The sequence below is a fragment of the Rhizobium sp. 01T417 genome, assembly GCF_056398905.1.
Genome location: NZ_JBFTQH010000007.1, coordinates 17,667 through 44,587, shown reverse-complemented (window position 1 = coordinate 44,587; position 26,921 = coordinate 17,667). Strand labels below are relative to the sequence as shown.

Here is a 26,921-nt window from a genome sequence, read left to right as displayed (position 1 = left end):
AAGGGGTACTGCCGTGTTCAATGTTACGACTGGATTAGCCATTTGGTGCTCCGAAGCCATGACGCTCGCGCTGGTAGCGTTCATGGCCTGGCGCCACAATGTCCGAAACAAGGCCTATTTCTATTGGGGAACGGGCTTTCTCCTTAGCGGCGTGGGTTTCGCAATGGCGGCCCTGCGCGGGCAGATACCCGCCATCCTTTCCATCGAGATCGCCAACACGATCGCACTATCTGGGCAGAGCGCGTGGGTTGCCGGGTACCTCGCGCTTGATCGTCGCAAGCTCGAATGGTGGGCATTGCTGCCACCGCTCGTCTGGCTGGGCGGCGTCTTCCTGCCGTGGGTCAACGACGACTACACCAATCGCGTCATTCTCTACAATCTAGCCTCAGCCACCGGCGCGACGGCACTCGCGATGGCAGTCTGCATGGCAGGCAAGCGCAACGAGGGCTCGAGAGGCAAACTCGGCGCCATCTTCGTGGTCCAGGGCGTCCTGTGCTTCGGTACTGCGCTGGCAATGGCAATCCTCGGCCCCACTGATACGGAAGCTGTCAACTTCGCGGGCAGCGCCGCGATGGCAACGGGCTTCCTGCTCATCCTGGCGTGCGCTCTCACCTGCCTCGTCATCATGGAGCGCTCGGAGAAGCATCTTCGCATGCTCAGCCTCACCGATTCTCTGACTGGCGTCTTGAACCGACGCGGCCTCTTCGGACGCTTCGATGCCATCCGGGAACGTGCATTCAACAGTAACCGTCAGGTCGCCGTGTTGCTTTTCGACCTCGACCACTTCAAGCGCGTCAACGACCGGTTCGGCCATCAGGCCGGCGACGTCGTGCTGACAGTGTTTGCCCGATTGGCCAATCAATTCGTGCCGGATGGAGCTTTCGGCCGCATGGGGGGCGAGGAGTTTGCAGCCTTCACGACCGTCGCCGACCAGACAGAAGCTGAAGCGCTGGCAGAGACGATCCGGGCGGAGTTTTGCCGTGTGCCCGTGAGCACCGGCGACGCGATCGTCCCGGCAACATTCAGCACCGGCGTTGCCCTTGCCTCAGCCATCGAGGCAAACATGGACAAGCTCGTATCGGCAGCCGATCGGGCGCTCTATGCCGCAAAGGCAGCCGGCCGCAACTGCACCGTCATCTTCGGTGAAGCCGAAGCCGCGGCACCACTGCCTCCGCAGCCGGATCAAACAAGTGGCGAACTGGTTCCAACACTCGACGACCAAATCCACGCGCTCCGCCGCGTTGGATCGCTGTCGAGAGGCTGACCCTATCTTTTCGAGGCTTGGCAAATCCGCTAAGCCTCGAAGCATGATGATCCCACCATTTCTTTCCATCGATCCCGCCACACGCCACGTCTCGCTGGACGCAAGCAATCCTGCCTTTTACAGCGATCCGAACAGCGTCTACGCGGCTCTGCACGCGCATTGCCCCACATTCTATTGGGAGCAGCAGAAGCAGTGGTTCTTCACAGGCTATGACCATGTGAACGGCCTGCTGCGCGATCGCCGCTTCGGCCGCCAGATCCAGCACATCGCAAGCCGTGAAGAACTCGGCCTTCCCGAACCGGAACAGCACGTGGCGAATTTCGATCTCGCGGAACGATACTCGCTGCTTGAACTGGAGCCGCCTGAGCACACGCGTCTGCGAACGCTCGTCAACCGCGCCTTCGTGTCTCGTCACGTTGAGAAGATGAAGTCGGAAATCGCCGAGCTTGCCAACAAGCTCATCGACGGCTTCGGGAAAAACAACGAAGTCGAGCTGCTTTCGGCGTTTGCCGACATCATTCCGGTGACGATGATTGCCCGCATGATCGGCATTCCGGAGGAAATGGGACCGCAACTCCTGGAGTGGTCGCATGCCTACATCCGCATGTATCTCTTCGGCCGAACCCGCGAGGACGAGGATGGCGCCGAACGGGCCGCGAAGGCGTTCTCGGACTATGTAAAGACGGTCATTGCCGAGCGTCGCGCCAACCCGCGGGACGACCTTCTGACGCACATGATCCACACCGAACACAAGGGCCAGTATCTCACAGAGGACGAGCTCGTTTCGACGACGATCGTATTGCTCAATGCCGGTCACGAGGCGACGGTGCACCAGATCGGCAACTCGGTGCGCATCATTCTGGACAGCGGACGCGATCCGGCCGACCTTTTTAAGGACGAAGCCACCACCGAGCGAACCGTCGAAGAGTCCCTGCGTATTTGCGCACCGGTCCACATCTTCCAGCGCTGGGCGCTGGAGCCCGTCGAGATCGACGGCATTTCGTTCAAGCGCGGCGACAAGGTGAGCCTCATTCTGGCGGCAGCCAATCTCGACCCGACAAGATTCAGTGATCCGCTGACGTTCAAGCCTGACCGCAATGAGGCCGCCAACGTGTCCTTTGGCGCGGGTATCCACTTCTGCATCGGGGCGCCGTTGGCTCGGCTCGAACTGAACGTCGTCCTGCCAATTCTCTTCGAGAGACTACCTGGGCTCAGGCTTGCCCGTACACCTGTTGTGAAGGACGTCTATCACTTCCACGGATTGGATCGGCTGGATCTCGCCTGGTAGGCACCAATGGAAAGGGTCCGCGTTCCGGAGAACGCGGACCTCTCTGTCATGCTTCCAACACCTTACGGTTTGGCGTTATTCCGCGGCCTGCAGAGCCGGCACACCGTCGACCGGTTCCGGAGGCAACCTGCCGGCCATGGCCGCAGCAAACCTCGTCTGATCAAGTTCATTTTCCCAGCGGGCGACGACGACCGTCGCGACCGCGTTGCCGACAAAGTTGGTCAGCGCGCGGCATTCCGACATGAAGCGGTCGATACCGAGGATTAGCGCCATACCTGCCACTGGAACCGAGGGCACTACCGAGAGCGTTGCGGCAAGCGTAATGAAGCCGGCACCGGTGATGCCGGCAGCGCCCTTGGAGCTCAGCATCGCGACCAGCAGAAGCAGGATCTGGTCTGCCAGCGTCAGCGGGGTATCCGTCGCCTGAGCGATGAAGAGGGCTGCGAGCGTCATATAGATGTTCGTGCCGTCGAGGTTGAAGGAATAGCCGGTCGGAATGACGAGACCGACGACAGAGCGCTTGCAGCCTGCCTGTTCCATCTTGGCCATGAGGCCCGGAAGCGCGGCTTCCGAAGAAGACGTACCGAGCACCAGCAGCAGCTCCTCCTTGATGTAACGGATCAGCGCAAGGATCGAAAACCCGTTGTAGCGGGCAACCGCACCGAGAACGACCAGAACGAAGAGCAGCGATGTCAGATAGAAGGTACCGATCAGCATTGCCAGGTTTGCAATGGAGCCGATGCCGTATTTGCCGATGGTGAACGCCATGGCGCCGAAAGCGCCGATCGGAGCTGCCTTCATCAGGACCGCCACCAGCTTGAAGACCGGCACCGTCAGTGACTGCAGGAAGTCAGCGACCGGCCGACCGCGATCGCCGACCATGGCAAGCGCGATACCGAACAGGACGGAGAAGAACAGCACCTGAAGAATGTCGCCGTCGGCAAAAGCACCAACGATCGTGTTCGGGATAATGTTCATCAGGAAGCCCGTGACGGTCGAGTCATGAGCCTTTTCCGCGTAGCTTGCGACGGCCTTGGTATCCAGCGTCGCCGGATCGATATGCATGCCGGCGCCCGGCTGTATCACGTTGGCCACCAGCAGGCCGACAGCCAATGCCAGCGTCGAAAAGACGAGGAAGTACAGCATCGCCTTGCCGGCAACGCGTCCAACCTTCTGCAGGTCCGACATGCCGGCGATGCCGGTTGCAACGGTCAAGAAGATGACGGGGGCGATGATCATTTTGACGAGCTTGATGAAAGCGTCGCCGAGCGGCTTCAGAGCCGTGCCGATATCGGGATAGAAATGACCGAGCAGGATGCCAGCACAGATGGCGGCAAGAACCTGCACGTAGAGAAGCCGATAGAAGGGAACCTTGCCGCGCGGCTGCGCGACTGGAAGTGCTGCACCCATGATGTCCTCCATGTGCCCCAAAACCAACGGTGGCCTCCCGGGGCGATTGCGTTACCAATTCAACAGCCACGCGGCTGTTTGCGGAGGTTTTGCAACATGCGTGCCAAGTTGCGACGCCGCTATTAAGATATTGATTTCGCAACAGTCTATTGTTCGTCCGCGCCGTAAAGCAAAAGAGATGAGCGCATTTTCGCACAAATTGATTTGACGTGAGTGCGGAATTACGCACAGAGTGAACAATGCTTCAATCCTCTTCGAGATCGGATTTCGGTTCCTTCCACCGTGCCAGCCGGCGGGTACGGCGAACGTGGATCCTCTTTGCTTCGGTTTCGGCAGCGCTGATCCTTGCCACGCTGTTCGGCGCGACCGTCTATGGGCGTCGCGCCGCCATCGATACGATTGTGAGCCAGAGCCGGACCGATGCGAGCCTGAAGGTGGCGCTGCTCAACGCCGTTCTGGAGAGGCCACGCGCCCTGCCCCTGCTTCTTGCCGAGGACCAGCAGGTTCTCGATGGCCTCTCGTCCAAAAGCAGCGATGCAATCGACATCTTGAACCGGAAGCTGGAGCGACTTGTCACGGGAACGCAGGCCGCGGTGCTCTACGTCATTGGTCCCAACGGTATCGCTGTCTCCTCGAGCAACTGGCGGGAGCCCATCAGCTTCGTCGGCAACGACTACGCCTTCCGCGATTACTTCCGAAAGGCGATGGATGAAGGAACCGCCGAGCATTTTGCCCTAGGCAGTGTCAGCAAGCGCCCTGGCCTCTACATTTCGCGCCGCGTCGGCAGTGCGGCGGCGCCCCTTGGCGTCGTGGTCGTCAAGCTCGAGTTCGACCAGCTTGAGAGCGATTGGCGCGATACGCATCGTCCTGTTTATGTCACCGACAATCGCGGCGTTGTTCTGATCACCAGTATCCCCTCCTGGCGTTTTATGATCAACGGTCCGGTGCCTGAGGCTGAGCTTGCCGCCATCCGCAACAGCCAACAGTTCGGCGATGCGCCGTTAGCGAAATTGCCTATCATGCGGCCCCGGCCAATCGATGCCGAGGCCTCGCTTGTTTCCGCCGTTCTTCCCGGCAGTGGCGAAGGCGAATATTTGCGCCTAGCAACGCCAGTTCCCACCACCCCATGGCATCTCGAGTATCTGGTACCGACCGATGCCCCGGTCGCCGCGTCCGTTCGAGAAATGCGCCTACTGTCGCTTGCCGTCCTTCTGCCCATTCTCGCCATCGCAGCGTTTCTCCTATGGAGGCGCCAGGCGGCCGCGACCAAGATCGCGGAAGAACAAGCCATGCGCGAGGAGCTGGAGCGAAGGGTCGTCGAGCGAACCGACGATCTCAGCAGGGCGCGCGACCGTCTGCAGGCCGAAATCTCCGATCACAGGGAAACCGAAGCAAGGCTGCAGGTCGTGCAGCAGGAACTGGTGCAGGCGAACCGGCTCGCGATCCTCGGCCAGGTGGCGGCGGGCGTGGCCCACGAGATCAACCAGCCGGTCGCGACCATACGCGCCTATGCAGACAACGCCCGCGTCTTTCTGGAACGCCGGCAGACGAATCAGGTGGACGAAAACCTGGAGGCGATTGCCGGGCTCACCGAACGGATCGGAGCGATTACCGACGAGTTGAAGGCATTTGCGCGCAAGGGCCGCGTGGCGCCGGAGCCCGTGGAATTGCTGAGTGTTATTGATGGAGCGGTTGTTCTGCTGAAAAGCCGCTTTGCCGGACAACTGGAAGCACTCGATATTCGGCCGCCTCCAGCGAGGCTATGCGTACTCGGCAACCGGATCCGGCTTGAACAGATCCTGATCAACCTGTTCCAGAATGCTTTGGAGGCCCTTGACGGGCGAGCCGACGCGAAGGTCGACGTCTCGGTGACAGAGACAGGCGACGAAGTTGCAATCAAGGTCGCCGACAACGGCCCGGGGATTTCGCCTGACATCCTGAAGTCGCTCTTCACGCCGTTCAATACGTCCAAGGAAAGAGGTTTGGGTCTCGGCCTCGTCATTTCCAAGGACATCGTGGCCGACTATGGCGGCCGCATCGACGTGACGAGCGATGCGAACGGAACCTGCTTTACGGTGCACCTGCGGAAGGCCATGGCATGACCGATGTAACGCCGATTTTTCTCATCGATGACGACAAGGACCTGCTGCGGGCAACGAAGCAGACGCTTGAGCTCGCCGGCTTTTCCGTTTCGGCTTTTTCCGACGCGGGGGAAGCACTGGCGGCATTGAGCCCGGAATTCGCAGGCGTCGTAGTTTCCGATATCCGGATGCCTGGGATCGATGGCCTGCAGCTCTTCGGTCGCGTGCGACAACGGGACGAGGATCTGCCGGTCATCCTGGTTACAGGACATGGCGATATTCCGATGGCGGTGAAAGCCATGCAGGACGGAGTCTATGATTTCATCACCAAGCCGTTCGCGACAGACCGGCTCATCCAGAGCGTGCGGCGCGCCGCCGAAAAGCGTCGTCTCGTGATGGAAAACAGGTCTCTGCGCAAGGCGACCGAAGAGGCACGCGACGACCTTCCGCTGATCGGCCAGACGCCGGCGATGGAGCGGCTGCGCCACACCCTGCGACAGATTGCCGACACCGATGTCGACGTTCTCCTGATGGGAGAAACCGGCAGCGGCAAGGAGGTCGTGGCAAGCCTGCTCCACCGCTGGAGTCGACGCGCATCCGGCAATTTCGTCGCACTCAACTGCGGTGCGCTGCCGGAAAGCGTGGTTGAAAGCGAGCTGTTCGGTCATGAGCCCGGCGCCTTCACCGGCGCGCAGAAAAAGCGCATCGGTCGCATCGAGCATGCGAGCGGCGGAACGCTTTTTCTCGACGAGATCGAGAGCATGCCGCCGGCAACCCAGGTGCAGATGCTGCGTGTGCTCGAGATGCGCGAGGTTACGCCGCTTGGCACCAACGAGGTCCGACCGGTCGACCTGCGTGTTGTCGCCGCCTCCAAGATCGATCTCAGTGATCCCCGCCAGCGTGGCGACTTTCGTGAGGATCTTTATTATCGGCTCAATGTCGTGACGATCTCGATCCCGCCACTCAAGGAGCGAGGGGATGACGTTCCGCTGCTTTTCGGCTACTTCGCCGAGCGCGCCGCGAGCCGCTTCAAGCGAGACGTGCCCACGATCCCCTCGTCGATCCATCGCCACCTGCGGGAATACGACTGGCCGGGCAACGTGCGCGAACTGTCACATTTTGCCGAACGGTTCGTGCTCGGCGTCGGGCAGGTCTCGGATCGTGCTCCGGCAGCAGAACCGGAGACGGATGGAGCCTTGTCGCTTCCGGACCGGCTCGAACGCTACGAGGCCCACATCATTCGCGAAGCTCTGAACGCCAATGACGGCGACGTCCGCCGCACGATCGCGGACCTCGGCATTCCCAGGAAGACATTCTACGACAAGCTCCAGCGCCACGGCATCGTCCGCAGCGATTTCGCCTCTTCCGACAGAAGCTAGCCCCTGTGACCGCCGTGCCGATCGGTGACCAGACCTTCGCCTTCCGCCACGCAGTCAAAGGCGGACGACATAATCCTTGCGAGTCGTTTCAACCACTTCCCAGGTTCCCCTAAAGCCGGGCCTGAGGATCATCCGATCGCCTGCGCGAAGATGCACAGCGTCACCACCGTCCTCCGTGACAACAGAGTGGCCCGAAAGCACGTTGAAATATTCCCACTCGTCATAGGCGATCCGCCACTTGCCGGGCGTCGCCTCCCATATGCCGGAATAGAGGCCGCCATCGGCCTCCTCCAAGTTCCAGGTTTTGAACTGCGGGTCGCCGGCCAGTATGCGGTCGGCATCCGGGGCGCCGAACTCCGGTTCGACGCCGTTGATGTCAAAAGTCAGGTAGTTTGCCATTGCCTCAAATCTTCGCCAGCGATTGCTCGAGATCGGCGATGATATCCTTCACGTCCTCGATGCCAACCGAAAGGCGAACGACGTCGGGCCCGGCGCCGGCGGCGATCCTTTGCTCGTCCGTCAATTGCCGGTGCGTGGTCGATGCCGGATGGATCACGAGCGAGCGTGTGTCGCCAATGTTGGCGAGATGCGAGAACAGTTCCAACCCCTCGACCAGCGTCTTGCCGGCCTCGTAGCCGCCCTTGACACCAAAGGTGAAGACGGAGCCGGCGCCCTTCGGCGAATAGCGCTGCTGCAGCGTGTGGTTCGGGTCGTCCTCGAGGCCGGCATAATTCACCCAGGCGACCTTGCTGTGCGCCTTCAACCACCTTGCGACGGCTATCGCGTTATCGCTGTGGCGCTGCATGCGCAGCGGCAACGTCTCGATGCCGGTCAGGATCAGGAATGCATTGAAGGGAGAAATCGCCGGACCGAGATCGCGCAGGCCAAGCACGCGGCAGGCGATGGCAAATGCGAAATTGCCGAATGTCGAATGCAGGACCACGCCGTTATATTCCGGCCGCGGGCTAGACAGCATCGGATAGTTGCCGGACTTCGACCAATCGAAGGTCCCGCCATCGACGATCATGCCGCCCATGGAGTTGCCGTGACCGCCCAGGAACTTCGTCAGTGAATGCACGACGATATCGGCACCGTGTTCGATCGGCCGGATGAGATAGGGGCTCGCCATGGTGTTGTCGACAATCAGAGGCAGGCCATGCTTGTGCGCCACTGCCGCGATCGCAGCGATGTCGACGAAGGTACCGCCGGGGTTTGCGAGGCTCTCGATGAAGATTGCCCGCGTCTTGCCATCGATCTGGCTTTCGAAGCTCGCGGGATCCGCGGGATCCGCCCAGCGAACCTGCCAGCCGTAATTATCGAAGGCATGACCGAACTGGTTGATAGAGCCTCCGTACAGGCGCTTCGCGGCCACGAAATTCTCGCCGGGGCGCATCAGCGTGTGAAAGACAATCACTTGGGCCGCATGGCCGGACGCAACGGCAAGCGCGGCGGTGCCACCTTCGAGTGCCGCGACGCGCTCTTCGAGCACGGCCTGGGTCGGGTTCATGATCCGGGTGTAGATGTTGCCGAACTGCTGCAGACCGAAGAGGGCCGCCGCGTGATCCGAATCGTTAAAGACAAAAGCCGTCGTCTGGTAGATCGGTGTCGCGCGTGCGCCGGTCGTGGGGTCGGGCTGTGCCCCCGCATGAACTGCCAACGTATTGAAACCCGGACCGCTCTTGGCCATGAAATCCTCCCATTCAGCTTGATCGAATGGCGGCGAGCATAGCGAACAACCGCGAAAAGTTAATCGCGTTCTTTTTCAACCCAGGCACGTTATTTGGAAAATCCAACCACTCAGCCGATGAGGCGGGGATACTCAATTGCCGGGCAGCGATCCATGGCGACCTTGATGCCGGCAGCCTCGGCTCTTGCCGCTGCCGCATCGTCACGTACACCAAGCTGAGACCATATCACCTTCGGCCGCGGGCTCATTGCCAATGCCTCGTCGACAACACCCGACAGAAATTCCGAAGCCCGGAAGACCTCGACCATATCGACCAATACCGGGACATCGGCAAGCCGAGCGTAGACCGTCTGGCCATGGATCTGCTTACCTGCCTGACCGGGATTCACGGGGATAACGTTGTACCCCCGAGACAGCAGATAGCCCATCACGCCATTGCTCGGTCGCGCGGGGTTCGGTGACGCGCCCGTCAGGGCAATCGTCTTCACGGAACGCAGAATACCGAGGATGTAGTCATCCTCATACCTATCGTGATTCAAGGACTTCGCCTCCAATAACAATCGCGTTTACTTCGGGGTTGGTTGAAACCAGGCTGATCGTTTCAGCGTATATAGGAATTAGGACGCAGCAGGAGGATTTTCCCATGAAAAAATTGGTTGTCGCGATCGCCTTCGTCATGGCCGCCTCCCCGGCACTGGCCATTTCGAGATACAATGCGCTCAACATGAGCTGCCAGGCAGCGCGCGCGGCGATCCATAACGAGGGCGCCGTGATCCTTCGGTATCCGTCGAAACGAGTGAGCGGCATGACATTGTTCGACCGCTACATTCGCAACAGCAACTATTGCGACCCCAATCAATATGCTGAATGGACGACCATTCCTACGAAGGACAATCCGAGGTGTCGCGTGCTGAACTGCCAGAATATAGACAACTTAGACGGGATGTTTATCATTCCCGATTATTCGCTGTAAAAGCTTGTTTCTGCTGTCCCAAATCGCGACGCTATAGCCTCGCGGGCTCAAGCGCGCGCGTCACAAAATTTCGGCTAAGCGATGGATTCCGTGATGGCTTTTGTCACAGTTTTGTGAGAATCTGGGGTGGCAAATCCGTAGCCTCCGTCACCGTTCTATGTATATCCTGTATATGTTCACATATGTTCTTGCATATGTTAGCAACGCCTCATGGTTGAACAGGCGACCATCGAGCAAATACCTCTGGTGTACGTTCCTCTTTTATCGATTTGAGGGCCAGCATCCTCAGGTTGCTTGACGGGCGACCGGGAGCCAGTGTGGTCCGTCCTGTCATCGAACGGGATTGATTTTTACCAAGAGCGGCGTAACAACAATTCCACAATCGCTGTTTTCACACCGCCCGGTGGTCTTTTTGCCAATCCACGTCATTTTGCTCGTTCTATTTGGTGCCCTGTTGCACGCGACATGGAACGCCATGATCAAGGCGGGCACGGACAAATCGCTCGATGCCAGCCTCATTTCGGCAGGCGGTGCCGTGTGCGCTCTTCCCTTCCTGATGTTCCTGCCATTGCCGAACTCGGCCGCATGGCCATTCATCGGCGCTTCCGCTGTTCTCCAGTTCGCGTATTTTCAGCTCGTCGCAGGCGCATATCGCGCAGGCGACATCGGCCTTGTCTATCCGCTGATGCGCGGGTGCGCTCCGCTGCTGATTGCAGCCACCAGCGGTTTCATCCTGAACGAGACACTGTCGACCGGCTCGCTCCTCGGCACGATGACGATCTGCGCCGGTACCCTGACGCTGGCCTTCGAGGCGCGAAAAGGCAGCGGCCACGCGATCAGGCTGGCCCTCGCCAATGCCTGCGTGATTGCGACCTACACCTATGTCGACGGTGTCGGCGCCCGCGTCTCGGGCAATGCCGTCTCCTATACGCTATGGATGTCGCTGCTGCCGCCGGTATTGCTATTCACCTGGGCGATCTCTAAGCGCGGCGCCGTCGCAGTCGCCATGCATGTCCGCTACAACTGGTGGCGCGGCCTGATCGGTGGCGGCGGATCGATCGCGTCCTACGGCCTCGCCCTTTGGGCGATGACCAAGGCCCCGGTGGCAACTGTTGCGGCGCTGCGCGAGACGTCGATCCTCTTCGCCCTGCTGATCTCAGTCATCGTTTTGAAGGAAAAGGCCAGTCCCTGGCGCTATCTCGCCGGCGCAATCATCGCCGCAGGCGGGCTGATCCTGAAACTCGGCTAGCTATTCGCCGGTCCACTGCGGCATGCGCTTGGACAGGAAGGCCCCAATCCCCTCCTCGGCATCGGCGGTCAGCATATTGTCGACCATGACCTGAGCAGCATAGCCGTAGGCTTCCTCGACGGGCATTTCGAGCTGGCGGTAGAATGCCTCCTTGCCGATCTTCAGCGTCAACGGCGATTTGCTTGCAATGACGGACGCGTATTTGGTGACGACCTGCGTCAGATATTGCTTCGGCACGATGCGGTTCACCAGGCCGAAATGCTTCGCGGTCGAGGCGTCGATCGTCTCACCGGTGAGCAACATCTCCATCGCCTGCTTGCGATGCGCCGCGCGGGACACGGCCACCATGGGGGTCGAGCAGAACAGGCCGATATTGACGCCGGGCGTACAGAAGGTTGCCGTATCGGTGCAGATCGCAAGATCGCAGGAGGCGACAAGCTGGCAACCGGCAGCCGTTGCGAGGCCGTCGATCTCGGCGATGACAGGCTTTGGCAAGCGGGTGATTTCGAGCATGAGATCAGCGGCCAGCGCAAAGGTTTCTTCGAAGAATGCCTCGCCGCCGTCCTCATCGGCCCGATGCGCGGTCAATTCCTTGAGGTCGTGGCCGGCAGAGAAGACATTGCCGGTCGATGCGATGATGACCACGCGAACGGCAGCGTCCTCGGCGGCGCTCTGGAGCTCACCGATCAGGGTCTCCATGACGGCGATCGAGAGCGCATTTGCAGGCGGATTGCTGAGCGTCAGCCGCAGGATGCCATCGCTCAATTGCGGGATGACGAGCGCGCCCTCGCCCGCTTTGCTCGGGTCCTTCCGAAAGGATACGACTTCGGCCATGGTCTAACTCCCTGCATTGCTATTTCGTGCTAATTGTTCTGCCACAGGCGACAAGCAATTTCGAGGCAAACTCATGCAGCCGGTCATGACGATCGACGAGCTCCACCGTTTTCTGGATACGGACTTTCCGCAGATCCACACGGGTGGGCGCGTATTTGCGATCACCGAGATCACACCCGGCAGCGTCTCGATGCGGCTGGACCCGAGCGAGAGGCACTTGCGCCCCGGCGGCACCGTCTCCGGACCAGCCCTTTTCACCTTGGCGGATGTGACGGCCTATGCAGCAGTATTGGCGCATATCGGGCCGGTGGCGCTGGCGGTTACCGCCAATCTCAACATCAATTTCCTGCGCCTGCCGAAGCCTAGACCGACGACTTGCACCTGTCGGATTCTCAAGCTTGGCAAGCGGCTCGCCGTCATCGAGGCCTCGATTTTCCAGGAAAGTGCGGACGAGTTGATCGCTCATGCGACGGCGACTTACTCCATTCCGCCGCGCGAAATATGAGGTAACACAATACCACATATATAACATATTGATTTTACTGATACATTTTTGCTGCACGCCAATTCGTAAATATTGACCCCAGGCTGCTTTGCCTCTATAAACACCACCAGAAATGCAGCCTTTCCGGGCTGCTTTCTTTTTGGTGCGTCTTCGGACAGCCAAACCAAGCAACAAGAAACGCCCTCTCGCCTTCGGGCCGAGGGATCCAAAAGAGAGTAACAACTATGGCAACCTTCTCCCAGAAGCCTGCAGAGGTGGAGAAGAAGTGGGTCATCATCGACGCCGAAGGGCTCGTCGTTGGTCGTCTCGCTTCCATCATCGCTATGCGTCTGCGCGGCAAGCACAAGGCAACTTTCACGCCTCACGTTGACGACGGCGACAACGTTATCGTCATCAACGCCGACAAGGTCGTTTTCACCGGCAAGAAGTACTCCGACAAGGTTTACTACTGGCACACCGGTTATGCCGGCGGCATCAAGGAGCGTACCGCTCGCCAGCTCATCGAAGGCCGCTTCCCGGAGCGCGTTCTCGAGAAGGCTGTTGAGCGCATGGTTCCGCGCGGCCCGCTCGGCCGTCGTCAGATGAAGAACCTCCGCGTTTACGCTGGTTCCAATCATCCTCATGAAGCACAGCAGCCTGTCGTTCTCGACGTCGCCAAGCTGAACAAGAAGAACGTAAGGAGCGCCTAAGAATGGCTGACCTCTCCTCCCTGAAGGATCTCGGCACGTCCGAAGCAGCTGCTGCTCCGGCTCACGTCCGTAAGGTCGACTCGCTTGGCCGTTCCTACGCGACCGGCAAGCGCAAGAACGCTGTTGCCCGCGTTTGGGTCAAGCCGGGTTCCGGCAAGATCATCGTCAACGGCAAGGAATTCGCGGAATACTTCGCACGCCCGGTTCTGCAGATGATTCTGCGTCAGCCGATCGTCGCTGCTGCCCGTGACGGCCAGTTCGACATCGTTGCAACGGTTGCAGGCGGCGGTCTTTCCGGCCAGGCCGGCGCCGTTCGTCACGGTCTTTCCAAGGCCCTCACCTACTTCGAGCCGGGCCTGCGCTCGGTCCTGAAGAAGGGCGGCTTCCTGACCCGCGACAGCCGCGTTGTTGAACGTAAGAAGTACGGTAAGGCCAAGGCCCGCCGTTCGTTCCAGTTCTCCAAGCGTTAATCGCTGCGGAATATCGACTACGAAAGGCCGGGCGCTTCGCCCGGCCTTTTTGTTTGGTGGCTGCTTGAAGCGGCCCGTTCCCTTGCCAGTTCTACTGCATTCCAGGCGCTTCACGCGCATCCCAAGGGAGGCAGGAATGACCAAGCAAGCAATCTATGTCGAACTGAAAGCAAAATCCGGCAAGGAAGAAGAAGTGGCGACGTTCTTGAAGAGCGCGCAGGCGCTTGTCGAACAGGAGCCCGGTACCGTGACGTGGTTTGCCATTCGCTACGACCAGAGCACATTCGCCATCTTCGATACCTTTGACGATGAGGCAGGCCGGCAGGCGCATTTGAACGGCAAGGTGGCCGCGACGCTGATGGCACGAGCAGCTGAACTGCTTGCCGAAGCGCCGCAACTGAAGACACCCGAGGTGTTGGCCGACAAGCTGCCGGGGTAAAACCAGTTTGGCCGAGCGACCAGAACCGTTTTGGCCTTTCGGTTTGAGATTCGTTTCTGGTAGGCATAGCGACCAACACCCTCGAGGAGCATCTCTTGGCCAACAAGTCGATCGACCACGCATTCACGGCAACGAGCCTCACATCGGCCGCCAGCGACCCCACCTTCGCCGGGGCGCTGTCGTTCATGCGTCGCCGCTTCACCAAGGAACTGGCCGACGCGGATGCGGTCGTCTGGGGCATCCCTTTCGATGCCGCGACATCCAATCGGCCGGGCACGCGGTTCGGACCGCAAGCGATACGGCGTGCGTCGGCGATCTTCGACAACGACCCGCAATATCCATTCAACCGCGATCTCTTTGCCGAGATGGCCGTGATCGACTATGGCGACTGCTTGCTCGACTACGGCAACCACCACGAGACGCCCGCAGCAATCGAACGGCAGTCGAAGGCGATTGTCGACAGCGGTGCATTCATGCTGACCCTTGGCGGCGATCATTTTGTCACCTGGCCGATCCTCAAGGCGCATGCCGCCAAGCACGGACCGCTAGCACTCGTCCAATTCGATGCGCATCAGGACACCTGGTTCGACGACAACAGGCGGATCGATCATGGCTCGTTCGTGGCGCGGGCCGCGCGGGACGGCATCATCGATCCCGATCGGTCGATCCAGATCGGCATCCGCACCCACGCACCCGAGGATTTCGGCATTCATATTCTCTACGGCCATCAGCTTGAGGAGATGACTCCGAGCGATATCGCCTCGACGATCATCTCGCATACCCGCGGCGCGCCGGCCTACCTGACCTTCGATATCGATTGCCTCGATCCCGCCTATGCGCCCGGCACCGGTACGCCTGTGGCAGGTGGTCCCTCGAGCGCCAAGATTCTCTCGGTGCTGCAGCGTCTGCACCAGCTGGATATCCGCGGCGCCGACGTCGTCGAGGTCTCGCCGCCCTACGATCATGCGGACATCACCGCCATTGCGGGGGCGACGGTCGCGATGTATATGCTTGGCCTACATGCCGAGCGCCGCGCAAGCGCGTCACACGGCTGACTCATCCCTCTTACAAAATGATTCCGGACTTCTTTCTAACCTGTTGAAAGTGTGAGCGAGACAATGGCACCGAAGATCTTCATCGATGGCGAACATGGCACGACGGGCTTGCAGATCCGCACGCGCATGGCCGGCCGCCGCGATGTCGAGCTTCTGTCGATCCCGGAAGCGGAGCGTCGCAACGCCGCGATGCGCGAGGACATGCTGAACAGCGCCGATATCGCGATCCTCTGCCTGCCCGACGACGCTTCGAAGGAAGCGGTGCAGATGGTCTCGGGCAACAACAACGTGCGTGTCATCGACACCTCCACGGCGTTCCGTGTCAATCCTTCCTGGGCCTATGGCTTCGCGGAGATGGACAAGGAGCAGGCAGAGACGATCAAGGCGGCGCGTTTCGTCGCCAATCCGGGCTGCTACCCCACCGGCGCGATCGGCCTCATCCGGCCGATGCGCGCTGCCGGCATTCTGCCCGACGGCTATCCGGTCACGGTCAATGCGGTCTCCGGCTACACCGGCGGCGGCAAGCAGATGATCGCGCAGATCGAGGATCAGAGCCGGGAGGATGCGATCACCGCGCCGCACTTCCTCTACGGGTTGACGCTGGCACACAAGCACGTGCCCGAGATGAAGATCCACGGCCTGCTGGATCGCGCACCGATCTTCTCGCCGTCTGTCGGCAAGTTCCCGCAGGGCATGATCGTTCAGGTACCGCTGCATCTCGACGATCTTGCCGAGGGCACGACGCTCGAAAGCATCCACGCTGCTCTTGTCGCTCACTATGCGGGCCAGGACATCGTGACGGTGGTGCCGCTGGACGAGAGCCGCAAGCTCCCCCGTATCGATGCCGTCGAGCTTGCCGGCAAGGACACGATGAAGCTCTTCGTGTTCGGCACGCCGGGTGCGTCTCAGGTCAACCTCGTTGCGCTGCTCGACAACCTTGGCAAGGGTGCCTCGGGCGCCGCGGTTCAGAACATGGACCTGATGCTCGCCTCCTAATCCCGGAACCGATCATGTCGCTTGAGACGCTGCTGGCGAACACGAGCGCGTGGTTTGTTGCCGCCCTACCAGACCGCGGCATTTCATCGCTCGTCGCCATAGCCTTGATTGCGGGACTGGCACGCGGCTTCTCCGGATTCGGCGCGGCGCTGATCTTCGTTCCGCTTGGCGGCGCAATCATAGGTCCGAAGCTGATATCGCCCGTCCTGCTCGTCATCGATGGCCTGGCGACGCTTGGTATGATTCCCCCGGCTTGGCGCAGCGCAAACCGGCGTGAAGTCTTCACCATGGCAGCGGGCGCGGTGCTTGGCGTGCCTGCCGGGACGGCAGCGCTGGCGCTGGTGGATCCGCTGACGTTGCGCTGGGCGATCACCGCGATCGCCATTTGCCTGCTTGCGTTGCTGGTTTCCGGGTGGCGATACCATGGCGAGCCACTGGTATCGCTGACCTCCACGACAGGTCTCGTTGCCGGCCTCTTCAGCGGCGCTGCCCAGCTCGGTGGACCGCCGGTCGTTGCCTATTGGCTCGGCGGCAAGACCGATTTTGCCCGGGTGCGGGCAAACGTCATTCTCTATTTCGCGATCTCCACCTGCTTCAGCGTCGTCAGCTACTATTTTGGCGGGCTGTTCGTTGAGGCCGTGTTTGCCCTGACGATCGTTATCCTGCCGAGTTACACCATCGGTCTCTATGCCGGCTCGAAACTGTTCGGGCTCGCCAAGGAGAGCACGTTCCGAATGATCTGTTATCTGCTGATCGCAGCCTCCGCCATCATGGGAATGCCGCTGCTCGATGGGGTCCTCCGGTAGGGTCCAACACACCGCCGAATGGCGGAGCGCGAAGCCGCGCAACCGTCGTTGATCAATGGTCCACTGCCGCATAAAGTCGTGCCCGACCTTGGGGGAGCGCGCATGAGTGCAGTCGTCCTGTTCGGTGTTGCCTTTATCGGCGGTACGGTTCTCGTAACGCTGGTCTTCTATTTTGTGATGCGTCTGATCATGGGCGGCGATCCGACTGGCAAGGACAGAGAGCTAGCCGGCGCCATCGTCATGCGAATATCGTCGCTGCATGCGCTGATCCTGGCGCTCGTCTTCGCCCAGGAGATGATCGAGTACCAGCAACTGAAGTTCGAAAGCGTTACGGAAGCGAACGCAATCGCAGACGTGTATTTCGACGCTGATCGCTACGGCGTCAACGAGAAGGCGCCCATCCAGCAAGCGCTCTTCGAGTATGTGCAGATCGTCGTCGACGAGGAGTGGCGCATGCTTGGAGACACTGGGCAGCTATCGCCCACGGCGTGGAACAAGTGGGACAGCGTCTATCAGCGGGTGCTCGACCTGACGCCGACCAATGTGCGCCAGCAAAGCATTCGCGAACATATGCTTGGTGATGTGCACCGTATCGCGGAGGCGCGGGACAAGCGTGAAAACAGCGGCACCGATTCCATCAGCATCATCTTCTGGTTCGCGGCGATTTCGGGGCTCGTGTTCATGGCGCTCGGCTACTATCCCTACCCGCCGGATGCGCGAAACCTGCTGCTGCTTTCGGTGCTCGGCGCGTTCACCGGCATCATTCTTTTCTTCATCTACGCGTTCTCAGACCCCTACAACCCGCCGGCTACAATGAAGCCGACGGCGTTCGAGCGCCTGCTCGATGAATTGGCAAACCCTCCGCCCTCCGGATAGCTGACCTATCGAGCCATCAGCGGCGAGCGCGTCTTCAGGACCAACGCGTCCCCCGGTCCATGCACCGCCGCGTAGAGCAGGCCTGCGAGGAAGGTGAAGTGATCCACGAAGAAACCGAACTCCGCCTGATTCGCGCTCCAATGGCTTGGGCCATGGAAGGCGAAGGCCAGGAATATCACGTAGATGCCGGCCAGAACCGAGGCTTCCGAGAAGAAGGCTCCCGTCAGGAATGCCAGCGTCAGGGCAAGTTCGAAGAACGCCGCTATCCACGCCAGGAAGAGCGGGAAAGGAAAGCCCGCCGCGGCGATATAGCTCGCGGTGGCTTGTATATCCATGAACTTGAAACTCATGGCCATCGCGAAAATGGCGCCGAAGATCAGTCGCGCCAGCAGAATTGCGAACGTTTTGCTCATGCTATCTCTCCCTCGGCCCGAAGCCGTTCGTTGTCCAAATTTCCGGCTTTCTGCGTCCCGCGATTGCGGTTCCACTAACCTTCCCCCATAGGACGCAGCGGGACCTTCTCTCCCGACATCCAGCCGCCATTATTTTCGACAGCGCAATTCCGAGAGCGTCATGCCCACGCCAGGTAATCGGCCAGCACGTCTTCGATGACCTGCCAAGATCTCCTGACGTCTACGGGATTTGCGCCGGCCATGCCGGCGGCGACGATCAGGGCCTTCCATAGCGTCCATCCGCGGCCGCGTGCCCACGTCCCCGCGTCGAGCGGACGTGCCTTTCGAAACACCTGGCGGCTCTGTCCCTCGAACAGGTGCCAGGTGATTGCGAGATCACAGGCGGGGTCGCCGACGCCCGACGTCCCGAAATCGATCACGGCATCGAGGCGACCGTTCCTGACTAGAAGGTTGCCATAGGCGACGTCGCCATGAAACCACACAGGCGCGCCTTGCCACGAAGTCGAAAGCGCGGCTTCCCAGACGTCCGTCGCCAGTTGCGTGTCGATCCGACCATCCAAACGCACAAGCGCCTCGCGCGTTTGCGCGTCGTAGACATACAGCGATCCGCCGCGAAAAAAGTTGTGCGAGCCGGGCGGAGGTCCCCCTCTGGCGTCCACCGCCTGCAACGCATCGAGGAAACCGGCCAGGGCGGTGGCGAACTCACTGAGGTCGTCGATGCGTTCCGTCAGCGCCGTCTCACCGTCACGCCACTCATAAACCGACCACGGCCAGGGATAGCTCTCGTCCGCCCTCCCCATCGCCAGAGGCACGGGTATCGGCAGAGGCAGCTGCGGCGCAAGAACCGGCAGCCACTGCTGCTCCTTGGCGACCTGTTCGGCATAGTGAGCAGCGCTCGGCAACCGAACCGTCATCGCCGCGCCAAGGTGGAATGTCCTGTTGTCCCATCCGCCGAACTCGACGGGCCGGATCGCCAGATCAGCCCACTCCGGAAACTGCGTGGCAATCAGCCGACGCACGAGCGCGGTATCGATTACTGGGCCATCCATTGTTCTGGCAGTCCTCCCTGAAGGTGCCGGCATAATGTCGGCCTTTCCCAGCAGAGATCAATCCTAAGGTTGTCTTCGACCTTTCGACTTTGAATCAAGACCCTGAGAAGATGAATCCAGGCTCGCCGCTAATCGCCTGAAATTCATGGTATTTCTCCGGCGCCGCCGCCTTCGTCGGATCCGCGTCTTTATGCGATTTCTATATCACGCTGCTTGTACTCGAATGGAATTCCTACCGTGAATGGCGTTAGCCTTCCCATGAAATGCGAAGGTTGAAAGCCATGCGAGATTTCATGCTACCCAATGCCCCGATCCCCCGCTCGCGCCGCCCGGCACCGAAACGGCAGATGCGCGAGCGACGCACGGCCCAGGCGCTCATCCTGTTCGGCGTCGTGCTTGCCGCTGTTGAACTCTACGTCATTCTGGGCGGCCTTTGAGCGCAGCATGCCAGCTGACAGACCGTTGCGCCTCGGCGCCACCACGACCGCGCTCATCACGCCGTTTCGCGACGGAGCACTCGACCTTCCCGCACTGGAACGACTGGCGGAGCGACAGATCCGCGGCGGTGTCGACGGGCTTGCCGTCTGTACACTGACCGGAGAAGGACCGACCCTCACCAGAAGCGAGCGCGCCGCAGTCATCCGGACCTGTGTCCGCGTTGCCGGCGATCTTGTTCCCGTCATTGCCGCAACCGGCACGAACGTTACGGCAACGACGATCGCCTTTACGCTAGACGCCGAGGAGCTTGGCGCCAGTGCTGCCCTAGTGACGCTTCCGTACTATTCCAAGCCTGGACATAAGGGCATTGTCGGTCACTTCGCTCAGCTCGCGACCGCAACGAGCCTTCCCTTGATCGTCGAAAACAACCCGATGCGCACGGCAATCGATATGACCTTGCCGACACTCGCCGCGCTCGCCGATATCCCGTCAATCGTCGGCTTGGCCCTTGCGGAGGGCAACGCCGTCGCTAGGTGCCCGGTGCCCTTCTGGCGTCAACGCTTCCTGCTTCTTTCCGATCGCGACGCAACGGCCCTCTCCTTCCTCGGCAGCGGCGGCAACAGCATCATCTCGGCTGGCGCGAACGTGTACCCGCGTCTGTATGCCTCGCTGCAGCAGGCGGCGCGCGGCGGCAATCTCCCAGCTGCGCGCTTGCTCGATGACAGGCTGGCCCCACTGACAGGAGCGCTAGGCCCCGAGGCCGACCCCGCTGCAATCAAGAACGCGTTGCGGACAATGTTGCCGATCGATCCGGAAGTCCGAATGCCGCTTCTGGCCCTGGATGCCGATGGAGAACAGCTTATTTCGCAGGCGCTCTCGCGCGTTTCCGAGATTCAAGATGCCGCTTTATATATATGATATTTTTATATTTTCCTGATCACCGGCCAATGGAAGGCGAATGCGAGTACCACTACCTTCCTGAGCGTGGCACAGCGCTGCAATCCAGCGCAGAAGACAATTCGAAAGGAAATTCGATGCCCTCTCTTCAATCTGCGTCCGCAATCGAACCCCTCCAACGCCAGGGTTCTGCACGCTTCACCATCGGCCAAGACCGAAATGGCCGCTGGGTCGTGCAGGACCGCAAAGGGCTCGTTGGAGGCGTCTTCATCAGCGAACACGCAGCACGCCATTTCGCAGCCGATGAATGCGATCACAAGCCCGAGCAGATTTGCCGCGCCGCGGATGGCATCGTCCTGCAGTTCGGCGCGCTAGAGCGCGGCGAAAAGGAAATCCACTGATACATCGTGATTGGTGGCGGGCCAGCTGGCCCGTCGCCAATGGCAAACGCTTCCTTAACTGGAAGGGCCTATGGTGCTGGCGTAGAGAAGATGCCACGAGACCATGCCGAAACCAAACTTTCGCTTTACCCACTACGATCTGAAGGAACAGCGCGCCGGGACGATTATCGAGGTGACGTTGAACGCGGTGGCGAATGTGCGCCTGATGACTGCGCCGAACTATCAGCGCTTCACCGAAGTCCTCGACTTCAAATATGTCGGCGGCGTCGCGCGGAAGTCTCCCATCCGTCTGTCCATTCCCGACAGCGGACATTGGCATCTGGTGGTGGACATGGAAGGCCATCATGGCCTTGCGGAATCAGCGGTGAAGCTCGCCGCTCCCGCAGGGCAGATGCGAGCCTCCTGATCAGCGCTGATTGCGCTCCTTCCTGAGCTTTGCCCACCATTCAAGGCGTTTGCGGATATCCCGCTCGAAGCCGCGTTCTGGTGGATCATAAAAGGTCTGTCGACCCATTTTCTCCGGGAAGTAATCCTGGCCCGAAAAGGCGTCCGGCTCGTCGTGATCGTAACGATAGCCCTCGCCGTAACCCTCGCCCTTCATCAGCTTCGTCGGCGCATTCAGGATGTGCTTCGGCGGCAGAAGCGAACCATTCTGCTTGGCGGCCATGGTCGCGGCCTTGAAAGCCGTATAGACGGCGTTCGACTTCGGTGCGGTCGCGAGATAGACGCAGGCCTGCGCCAATGCCAGTTCGCCTTCGGGTGAGCCCAGGTAGTCGTAGGCGTCCTTCGCCGCGTTGCAGATCACCAGCGCCTGCGGGTCGGCAAGGCCGATGTCCTCGACAGCCATGCGAACGAGGCGCCTGCCTAGATAAAGGGGATCTTCGCCGGCGTCGAACATGCGCGCGAGATAGTAGAGCGCTGCATCGGGGTCGGAGCCACGGACGGACTTGTGAAGCGCGGAGATGAGGTTGTAGTGCCCATCCTGGGCCTTGTCGTAGACTGGGGCGCGGCGCTGCACGATGCGCGTGAGGCCCTCCGTATCAAAAGTCTCCTTCTCGCGCGCAGCACGCCATACTTCCTCGGCAAGCGTCAGAACGGCGCGTCCGTCACCGTCCGCCATTCTAAGCAGACTGACACGGGCGTCTTCCGTCAGCGGCAGCGCCTTGCCTTCGGCCGCCTCGGCACGCTTCATCAATTCTTCGAGGCTTTCATCGTCATGCGACTTGAAGGTCAGCACCCGTGCGCGGGACAGCAAAGCCGCATTGAGCTCGAATGAGGGATTCTCGGTGGTGGCGCCCACGAGGATGACGGTGCCGTCCTCCATCACCGGAAGGAAACTATCCTGCTGCGCCCTGTTGAAACGATGAATCTCATCGACGAAGAGCAGCGTCTGCCGGCCATCCATTCGACGCAGCCGTGCCGCCTCGAATGCCTTCTTGAGATCGGCCACGCCTGCAAAGATCGCGGAGATCTGTTCGAAGGCGAGACCCGCCTCGCCCGACAACAATCGGGCGACAGTCGTCTTGCCGGTGCCGGGCGGCCCCCAGAAAATCATCGAGCCGAGCGAACCGCTCTCGATCATGCGCCGCAACACGCCGTCTTCGCCGGTCAGATGCTCCTGGCCAGTGACTTCCGAAAGCGTGCGGGGCCGCAGGCGATCGGCAAGAGGCCGCCGGTTGGCGACCTCCTCGGGAATGCGCGGTGCAAAGAGATCGTCACTCATCGGAAAAACTGTCGGATTCGCTGGCCATCGCGCTCGATCTCGACGCGCCAGAAGCTGGGATCCTCGTCGGCGATCGCTGCGAGTTCCTTGGTATTCTTCACTTCCGTGCCATTGATCGAGATTATGATGTCTTTTGGCTCAAAGCCGAGGCGAGCGGCAAGGGAGTCTTCCTTCACCTCGGAAACAACGACGCCGGTCGATTCCGAAGGCATGCGCAGCTCGTCGGCAACACGCGGTGAGAGATTTTCGACAACAGCGCCCGTGAAGGGCGTGCGGCCACCGATCGTACGCTGGTCGCGTGGCGCCGTCTCGGGCGCTCTGTCGAGCGCTAGTGCGATCTGCTGCTCGCGGCCGTTCTCGACCACGGTCAATTTAACCGACTTGCCAAGCCCTACCGTGGTCAGGCGATAGAGCAGCGCATCCGGATGCTCGACCGGAATGCCATCGACGGCGGAGACGATCTGCCCGGCTTTCAATCCGGCCTTGGCCGCCGGGCCACCCTCGGTAACCTTGACGACAAGCGCACCGCGCGCCTTGTTGAGGCCGAGCGCTTCGGCAACCTCGGATGTCACCGCATCGAACGTGGCGCCAACATAGGGCCGCTCGAAGGACTTCACGCCGGCATCCGCAGACGCAAGGAACACCTTCACGAGATTGGCCGGGATCGCAAAGCCGATGCCGTTCGAACCGCCGCCGCGCGAGAAGATCGCCGTGTTGATCCCGATCAGCTCGCCATTCATGTTCATCAGCGCGCCGCCGGAGTTGCCGGGGTTGATCGACGCATCCGTCTGAATGAAGAAGCCAAACTCGTTCTTGACCACCTGATTACGTGCCAGCGCCGAAACGATACCGCTGGTGACCGTCTGGCCGACACCGAAGGGATTGCCGATCGCCAGGACGAGATCACCGACCTCGACGGCATCGGAATTGCCTAGCGCGAGGGTCGGGAAGGTCTCTTTGGTGTCGACCTTGAGGACGGCAAGGTCGACACGGTCATCTCGCAGGACAACCTTGCACGGAAACTCCCGCCCGTCCGAAAGCGCGACCTTGATGTCATCCGCGCCTTCCACGACGTGGTTGTTCGTTACGATCGTTCCGTTCGCCTCGACGATGACGCCCGATCCCAGCGACGACTGCTTCTCGCTTCGGTTCGGCATCTGCTGACCGAAGAACTCTTCAAAGAAGGGGTCGCCCCCGAAAGGCGACTGCCTGCGGACGGTCTTTTCGGCATAGACGTTCACAACGGCGCCTGCCGTCTGCTTGACGAGCGGCGCGAAGGAGAGCTGCATCTCCAGCTGGCTCTGCGGTACGGTCTTGGCGGTTTGAGCATTGGCGGAAACCGGCAGCGCAAGCACCAGAGCCACGAGAGGCAGGGCCGTGCGCTTCAACAGGTCATGCATGGGGGTTCCTTCTGAAATTCGCTCTTGAACACGTTGTAGCGCCGGACGCTAGAAAGGAAAGAGGGCGGAAGCATGGAAGAACAAGGCAGCTCACGGACTGCTGATCAAGCTTCGCAAACTGATTCAAAAACGAACTCTATGCGACTGATATCTAATGCCAAAGGCAAGCCGAAGTCACCCGAAGGAGACATCGCGCTCGAAGCATGTTGCACCTCTGCCCCATTCCTGGTGCCCAAGCTGTTGAAGCGCCGTTCGCCCACCGATTCCTTTAAGCCAAAGCAGGACCCGTCCTTGCCGCGTCGGCCAACTGCATCATGTTTGTCGCTGGACCCAATGAAACAGGAACTGATGCATGAGAGCTTTTCACCCCACGCTTTTTCCCGTCGCAGCATTCACCCTTTCAGCGCTCATGGCAGGCGCGTCCCATGCCGCGAGCTTTGATTGCGACGCAAAGGAACTGAAGCCGGATGAAACAGTGATCTGCGAAAACCGCGCGCTGAACGATGCCGATGTGAAGATGGTAACGACGTTCAACCTGCTGTCTGGGCTTATGGCGATGGGCTCGCGCGGCACCTTGCAGGACGAGCAAACGGCCTGGCTCAAGAAACGCCAGGAATGCGCCGCAGACGCGGCATGCATCAAGGCTGCCTATGACGCGCGCCTGAAACAGCTCGATGAAACCTACAAAAAAATAAACCGGCCGCTTTAGCGACCGGTCCATTTCACATTCTCTTGACAAGAAGCTCAGCGGCTGCCGAGATCGCGAACGGCTCCCCGATCGGCGCTGGTTGCGAAGGCGGCATAAGCCTTCAGCGCCGTCGTGACGTTGCGCTTGCGCTGCTCGGCCGGATGCCAGCCCCTCTCCTCCTGCTCGGCACGACGGTTCGCCAGCTCCTTGTCGTCGACGCGCAGGCTGATGATGCGGTTCGGGATGTCGATGTCGATCATGTCACCTTCGCGAACCAGACCGATCGTACCGCCGTTTGCCGCTTCCGGCGAGACGTGGCCGATGGAAAGCCCGGAGGTACCGCCGGAGAAGCGGCCGTCGGTGATCAGCGCACAAGCCTTCCCGAGGCCCTTCGATTTCAGGTAGCTCGTCGGATAGAGCATTTCCTGCATGCCGGGGCCACCCTTCGGGCCCTCGTAGCGGATGACGACGACATCGCCGGCAACGACCTGGTTCGACAGGATGGCCTTCACGGCCGCGTCCTGGCTTTCGTAGACCTTGGCCGGGCCGGAGAACTTCAGGATGGATTCGTCAACGCCTGCCGTCTTCACAATGCAGCCGTCAAGCGCCAGGTTGCCCTTCAGAACAGCAAGACCGCCGTCCTTCGAGAACGGATGCTCCACGGAGCGGATAACGCCCTTTTCGCGGTCCGTGTCGAGATCGTCCCAACGCGCTTCCTGACTAAAGGCGACTTGGGTGGGGATGCCGCCGGGCGCGGCGCGGTAGAAGTTACGGACCGTCTCGCTGTTGGTGCGGGTAATGTCCCAGCGGTCGATCGCGTCGCCGAGCGTTTCGGCATGGACCGTCGAGCATTCGCGGTTCAGCAGGCCGCCCTTGTCCAGCTCGCCGAGGATCGACATGATGCCGCCGGCGCGGTGAACATCTTCCATATGGACATCACTCTTTGCCGGTGCGACCTTGGAGAGGCAGGGAACGCGGCGCGACAAGGCGTCGATGTCGGCCATCGTGAAATCGATCTCGCCTTCGTGAGCAGCCGCGAGGATGTGCAGGACGGTATTCGTCGAACCACCCATGGCGATATCGAGGGCCATAGCGTTCTCGAACGCCTTCTTGGACGCGATCGTGCGCGGCAGAGCCTTGACGTCGTCCTGCTCGTAGTAACGGCGCGCGAGATCGACGATCAGGTGACCAGCTTCGACGAACAGGCGCTTGCGATCGGCATGCGTTGCGAGCGTCGAGCCGTTGCCGGGCAGCGACAGGCCGAGCGCTTCGGTCAGGCAGTTCATGGAGTTGGCGGTAAACATGCCCGAGCACGAACCGCAGGTCGGACAGGCAGACCGTTCGATGACCTTGACGTCCTCATCACTGATCTTGTCGTCGGCGGCGGCAACCATGGCGTCGACGAGGTCGAGCGCGTGGGTCTTGCCATGCAGGACGACCTTGCCGGCTTCCATTGGGCCACCGGAGACGAAGACGGTCGGGATGTTGAGGCGGAGTGAGGCCATCAGCATGCCGGGCGTGATCTTGTCACAGTTGGAGATGCAGACCATCGCGTCGGCGCAGTGGGCGTTGACCATGTATTCGACGCTGTCGGCAATCAGTTCGCGCGACGGCAGCGAATAGAGCATGCCGTCATGGCCCATCGCGATGCCGTCGTCGACGGCGATCGTGTTGAATTCCTTGGCGACGCCACCAGCAGCTTCGATTTCGCGGGCCACGAGTTGACCAAGGTCCTTGAGATGGACGTGGCCAGGCACGAACTGGGTGAAGGAGTTCACCACCGCAATAATCGGCTTGCCGAAATCCGAATCCTTCATGCCCGTGGCGCGCCAAAGGCCGCGCGCACCCGCCATGTTGCGGCCGTGGGTCGTGGTTCTGGAACGGTAGGCTGGCATTTGGCGTATTCCTTAC

General features: G+C 60.6%; 29 protein-coding genes. 19 read left to right on the top strand and 10 right to left on the bottom strand.

Translation table 11 applies throughout. The annotated features are described in order from the left end of the window. Nucleotides 1-58 precede the first annotated feature (58 nt). Entirely contained in the window at nt 59-1,264 is a 1,206-nt protein-coding gene (locus AC1DPR_RS09810) for a GGDEF domain-containing protein (protein WP_018857070.1), read from the top strand. Nucleotides 1,265-1,307: 43 nt separating this feature from the next. Beyond that, nucleotides 1,308-2,552 (top strand): cytochrome P450, encoded by a 1,245-nt coding sequence (locus AC1DPR_RS09805; protein WP_018857071.1) that lies wholly within the window; start codon nt 1,308-1,310, stop codon nt 2,550-2,552. A gap of 75 nt (nt 2,553-2,627) precedes the next feature. Here AC1DPR_RS09805 and AC1DPR_RS09800 read toward each other — a convergent pair whose 3' ends face one another. Beyond that, entirely contained in the window at nt 2,628-3,962 is a 1,335-nt protein-coding gene (locus AC1DPR_RS09800) for a dicarboxylate/amino acid:cation symporter (protein ID WP_026371773.1), read from the bottom strand. 239 nt (nt 3,963-4,201) lie between these two features. Between AC1DPR_RS09800 and AC1DPR_RS09795 the strand changes: the two genes are divergently transcribed. Next, nucleotides 4,202-6,064, top strand: coding sequence for a sensor histidine kinase (locus AC1DPR_RS09795; RefSeq protein ID WP_018857073.1), 1,863 nt, complete (start codon nt 4,202-4,204; stop codon nt 6,062-6,064). Next, on the top strand, nt 6,061-7,422 hold the full coding sequence (locus tag AC1DPR_RS09790) for a sigma-54-dependent transcriptional regulator (RefSeq protein WP_477816234.1): 1,362 nt from the start codon (nt 6,061-6,063) through the stop codon (nt 7,420-7,422). Before AC1DPR_RS09795 ends, AC1DPR_RS09790 begins: the two co-directional genes overlap by 4 nt. Nucleotides 7,423-7,476: 54 nt before the next feature. Here the strand turns inward: AC1DPR_RS09790 and AC1DPR_RS09785 are convergent, their stop codons facing one another. From AC1DPR_RS09785 to AC1DPR_RS09775, 3 genes are all read right to left on the bottom strand, one after another. Further along, nucleotides 7,477-7,821 (bottom strand): cupin domain-containing protein, encoded by a 345-nt coding sequence (locus AC1DPR_RS09785; RefSeq protein WP_113470087.1) that lies wholly within the window; start codon nt 7,819-7,821, stop codon nt 7,477-7,479. 4 nt (nt 7,822-7,825) lie between these two features. Beyond that, nucleotides 7,826-9,109: an O-acetylhomoserine aminocarboxypropyltransferase gene (locus AC1DPR_RS09780; RefSeq protein ID WP_192304835.1), complete on the bottom strand. Its 1,284-nt coding sequence runs from the start codon at nt 9,107-9,109 to the stop codon at nt 7,826-7,828. Nucleotides 9,110-9,219: 110 nt separating this feature from the next. After that, nucleotides 9,220-9,648, bottom strand: coding sequence for a CoA-binding protein (locus AC1DPR_RS09775; protein ID WP_113470086.1), 429 nt, complete (start codon nt 9,646-9,648; stop codon nt 9,220-9,222). A gap of 104 nt (nt 9,649-9,752) precedes the next feature. Between AC1DPR_RS09775 and AC1DPR_RS09770 the strand changes: the two genes are divergently transcribed. Together AC1DPR_RS09770 and AC1DPR_RS09765 are read left to right on the top strand one after the other, a co-directional pair. Next, nucleotides 9,753-10,082: a hypothetical protein gene (locus AC1DPR_RS09770; protein ID WP_113470085.1), complete on the top strand. Its 330-nt coding sequence runs from the start codon at nt 9,753-9,755 to the stop codon at nt 10,080-10,082. A gap of 412 nt (nt 10,083-10,494) precedes the next feature. Next, nucleotides 10,495-11,331, top strand: coding sequence for a DMT family transporter (locus AC1DPR_RS09765; RefSeq protein ID WP_113470178.1), 837 nt, complete (start codon nt 10,495-10,497; stop codon nt 11,329-11,331). On the opposite strand, the gene AC1DPR_RS09760 is transcribed toward AC1DPR_RS09765, so the two are convergent. Continuing rightward, nucleotides 11,332-12,165 (bottom strand): enoyl-CoA hydratase, encoded by an 834-nt coding sequence (locus AC1DPR_RS09760; protein WP_477816233.1) that lies wholly within the window; start codon nt 12,163-12,165, stop codon nt 11,332-11,334. A gap of 73 nt (nt 12,166-12,238) precedes the next feature. On the opposite strand from AC1DPR_RS09760, the gene AC1DPR_RS09755 reads away from it, so the two are divergent. From AC1DPR_RS09755 to AC1DPR_RS09720, 8 genes are all read left to right on the top strand, one after another. After that, a complete protein-coding gene (locus AC1DPR_RS09755; RefSeq protein ID WP_018857081.1) occupies nt 12,239-12,670 on the top strand; it encodes a PaaI family thioesterase in 432 nt (143 codons plus the stop codon). 224 nt (nt 12,671-12,894) lie between these two features. Next, nucleotides 12,895-13,359, top strand: coding sequence for a 50S ribosomal protein L13 (gene rplM, locus AC1DPR_RS09750; RefSeq protein WP_018857082.1), 465 nt, complete (start codon nt 12,895-12,897; stop codon nt 13,357-13,359). A gap of 2 nt (nt 13,360-13,361) precedes the next feature. Beyond that, on the top strand, nt 13,362-13,829 hold the full coding sequence (gene rpsI, locus AC1DPR_RS09745; protein WP_018857083.1) for a 30S ribosomal protein S9: 468 nt from the start codon (nt 13,362-13,364) through the stop codon (nt 13,827-13,829). A gap of 136 nt (nt 13,830-13,965) precedes the next feature. Continuing rightward, nucleotides 13,966-14,268, top strand: a complete 303-nt coding sequence (locus AC1DPR_RS09740) for a putative quinol monooxygenase (RefSeq protein ID WP_018857084.1) — start codon at nt 13,966-13,968, stop codon at nt 14,266-14,268. A 95-nt stretch (nt 14,269-14,363) separates the two neighbouring features. Further along, the gene (gene speB / locus AC1DPR_RS09735) at nt 14,364-15,323 is read left to right on the top strand and encodes an agmatinase (RefSeq protein WP_113470084.1); all 960 of its coding nucleotides are present in this window, start codon (nt 14,364-14,366) and stop codon (nt 15,321-15,323) included. Nucleotides 15,324-15,386: 63 nt separating this feature from the next. Beyond that, complete coding sequence (gene argC, locus AC1DPR_RS09730) at nt 15,387-16,319, top strand: N-acetyl-gamma-glutamyl-phosphate reductase (protein WP_113470083.1); 933 nt, start codon at nt 15,387-15,389, stop codon at nt 16,317-16,319. 14 nt (nt 16,320-16,333) lie between these two features. Further along, nucleotides 16,334-17,125 (top strand): sulfite exporter TauE/SafE family protein, encoded by a 792-nt coding sequence (locus AC1DPR_RS09725; protein ID WP_113470082.1) that lies wholly within the window; start codon nt 16,334-16,336, stop codon nt 17,123-17,125. A gap of 102 nt (nt 17,126-17,227) precedes the next feature. Continuing rightward, on the top strand, nt 17,228-18,001 hold the full coding sequence (locus tag AC1DPR_RS09720; RefSeq protein ID WP_018857088.1) for a bestrophin-like domain: 774 nt from the start codon (nt 17,228-17,230) through the stop codon (nt 17,999-18,001). Nucleotides 18,002-18,006: 5 nt separating this feature from the next. Here AC1DPR_RS09720 and AC1DPR_RS09715 read toward each other — a convergent pair whose 3' ends face one another. Both AC1DPR_RS09715 and AC1DPR_RS09710 read right to left on the bottom strand, forming a co-directional pair. Further along, nucleotides 18,007-18,414 carry a DoxX family protein gene (locus tag AC1DPR_RS09715; protein ID WP_018857089.1) on the bottom strand — a complete coding sequence of 136 codons (408 nt, stop codon included), beginning with the start codon at nt 18,412-18,414 and terminating at the stop codon, nt 18,007-18,009. Nucleotides 18,415-18,572: 158 nt separating this feature from the next. Beyond that, nucleotides 18,573-19,463 (bottom strand): aminoglycoside phosphotransferase family protein, encoded by an 891-nt coding sequence (locus AC1DPR_RS09710; RefSeq protein ID WP_113470081.1) that lies wholly within the window; start codon nt 19,461-19,463, stop codon nt 18,573-18,575. 293 nt (nt 19,464-19,756) lie between these two features. Here AC1DPR_RS09710 and AC1DPR_RS09705 point away from each other — a divergent pair, with 293 nt between their 5' ends. From AC1DPR_RS09705 to AC1DPR_RS09690, 4 genes are all read left to right on the top strand, one after another. Next, a complete protein-coding gene (locus AC1DPR_RS09705; protein WP_477816232.1) occupies nt 19,757-19,900 on the top strand; it encodes a hypothetical protein in 144 nt (47 codons plus the stop codon). Between the two features lie 7 nt (nt 19,901-19,907). Then, the gene (locus tag AC1DPR_RS09700) at nt 19,908-20,819 is read left to right on the top strand and encodes a dihydrodipicolinate synthase family protein (protein WP_113470080.1); all 912 of its coding nucleotides are present in this window, start codon (nt 19,908-19,910) and stop codon (nt 20,817-20,819) included. A gap of 116 nt (nt 20,820-20,935) precedes the next feature. Further along, nucleotides 20,936-21,199 (top strand): hypothetical protein, encoded by a 264-nt coding sequence (locus AC1DPR_RS09695; protein ID WP_051085589.1) that lies wholly within the window; start codon nt 20,936-20,938, stop codon nt 21,197-21,199. 103 nt (nt 21,200-21,302) lie between these two features. Beyond that, complete coding sequence (locus AC1DPR_RS09690; protein WP_113470079.1) at nt 21,303-21,605, top strand: DUF1883 domain-containing protein; 303 nt, start codon at nt 21,303-21,305, stop codon at nt 21,603-21,605. On the opposite strand, the gene AC1DPR_RS09685 is transcribed toward AC1DPR_RS09690, so the two are convergent. Then, on the bottom strand, nt 21,606-22,922 hold the full coding sequence (locus AC1DPR_RS09685; protein WP_113470078.1) for a replication-associated recombination protein A: 1,317 nt from the start codon (nt 22,920-22,922) through the stop codon (nt 21,606-21,608). It abuts the gene before it with no gap. Further along, nucleotides 22,919-24,322: a DegQ family serine endoprotease gene (locus AC1DPR_RS09680; RefSeq protein ID WP_018857096.1), complete on the bottom strand. Its 1,404-nt coding sequence runs from the start codon at nt 24,320-24,322 to the stop codon at nt 22,919-22,921. The genes AC1DPR_RS09685 and AC1DPR_RS09680 overlap by 4 nt, the downstream gene beginning before the upstream one ends. Before the next feature lie 409 nt (nt 24,323-24,731). On the opposite strand from AC1DPR_RS09680, the gene AC1DPR_RS09675 reads away from it, so the two are divergent. After that, nucleotides 24,732-25,031, top strand: a complete 300-nt coding sequence (locus tag AC1DPR_RS09675) for a lysozyme inhibitor LprI family protein (protein WP_477816250.1) — start codon at nt 24,732-24,734, stop codon at nt 25,029-25,031. A gap of 35 nt (nt 25,032-25,066) precedes the next feature. On the opposite strand, the gene ilvD is transcribed toward AC1DPR_RS09675, so the two are convergent. Next, nucleotides 25,067-26,905, bottom strand: a complete 1,839-nt coding sequence (gene ilvD / locus AC1DPR_RS09670) for a dihydroxy-acid dehydratase (RefSeq protein ID WP_113470076.1) — start codon at nt 26,903-26,905, stop codon at nt 25,067-25,069. Between the last annotated feature and the right edge of the window lie 16 nt (nt 26,906-26,921).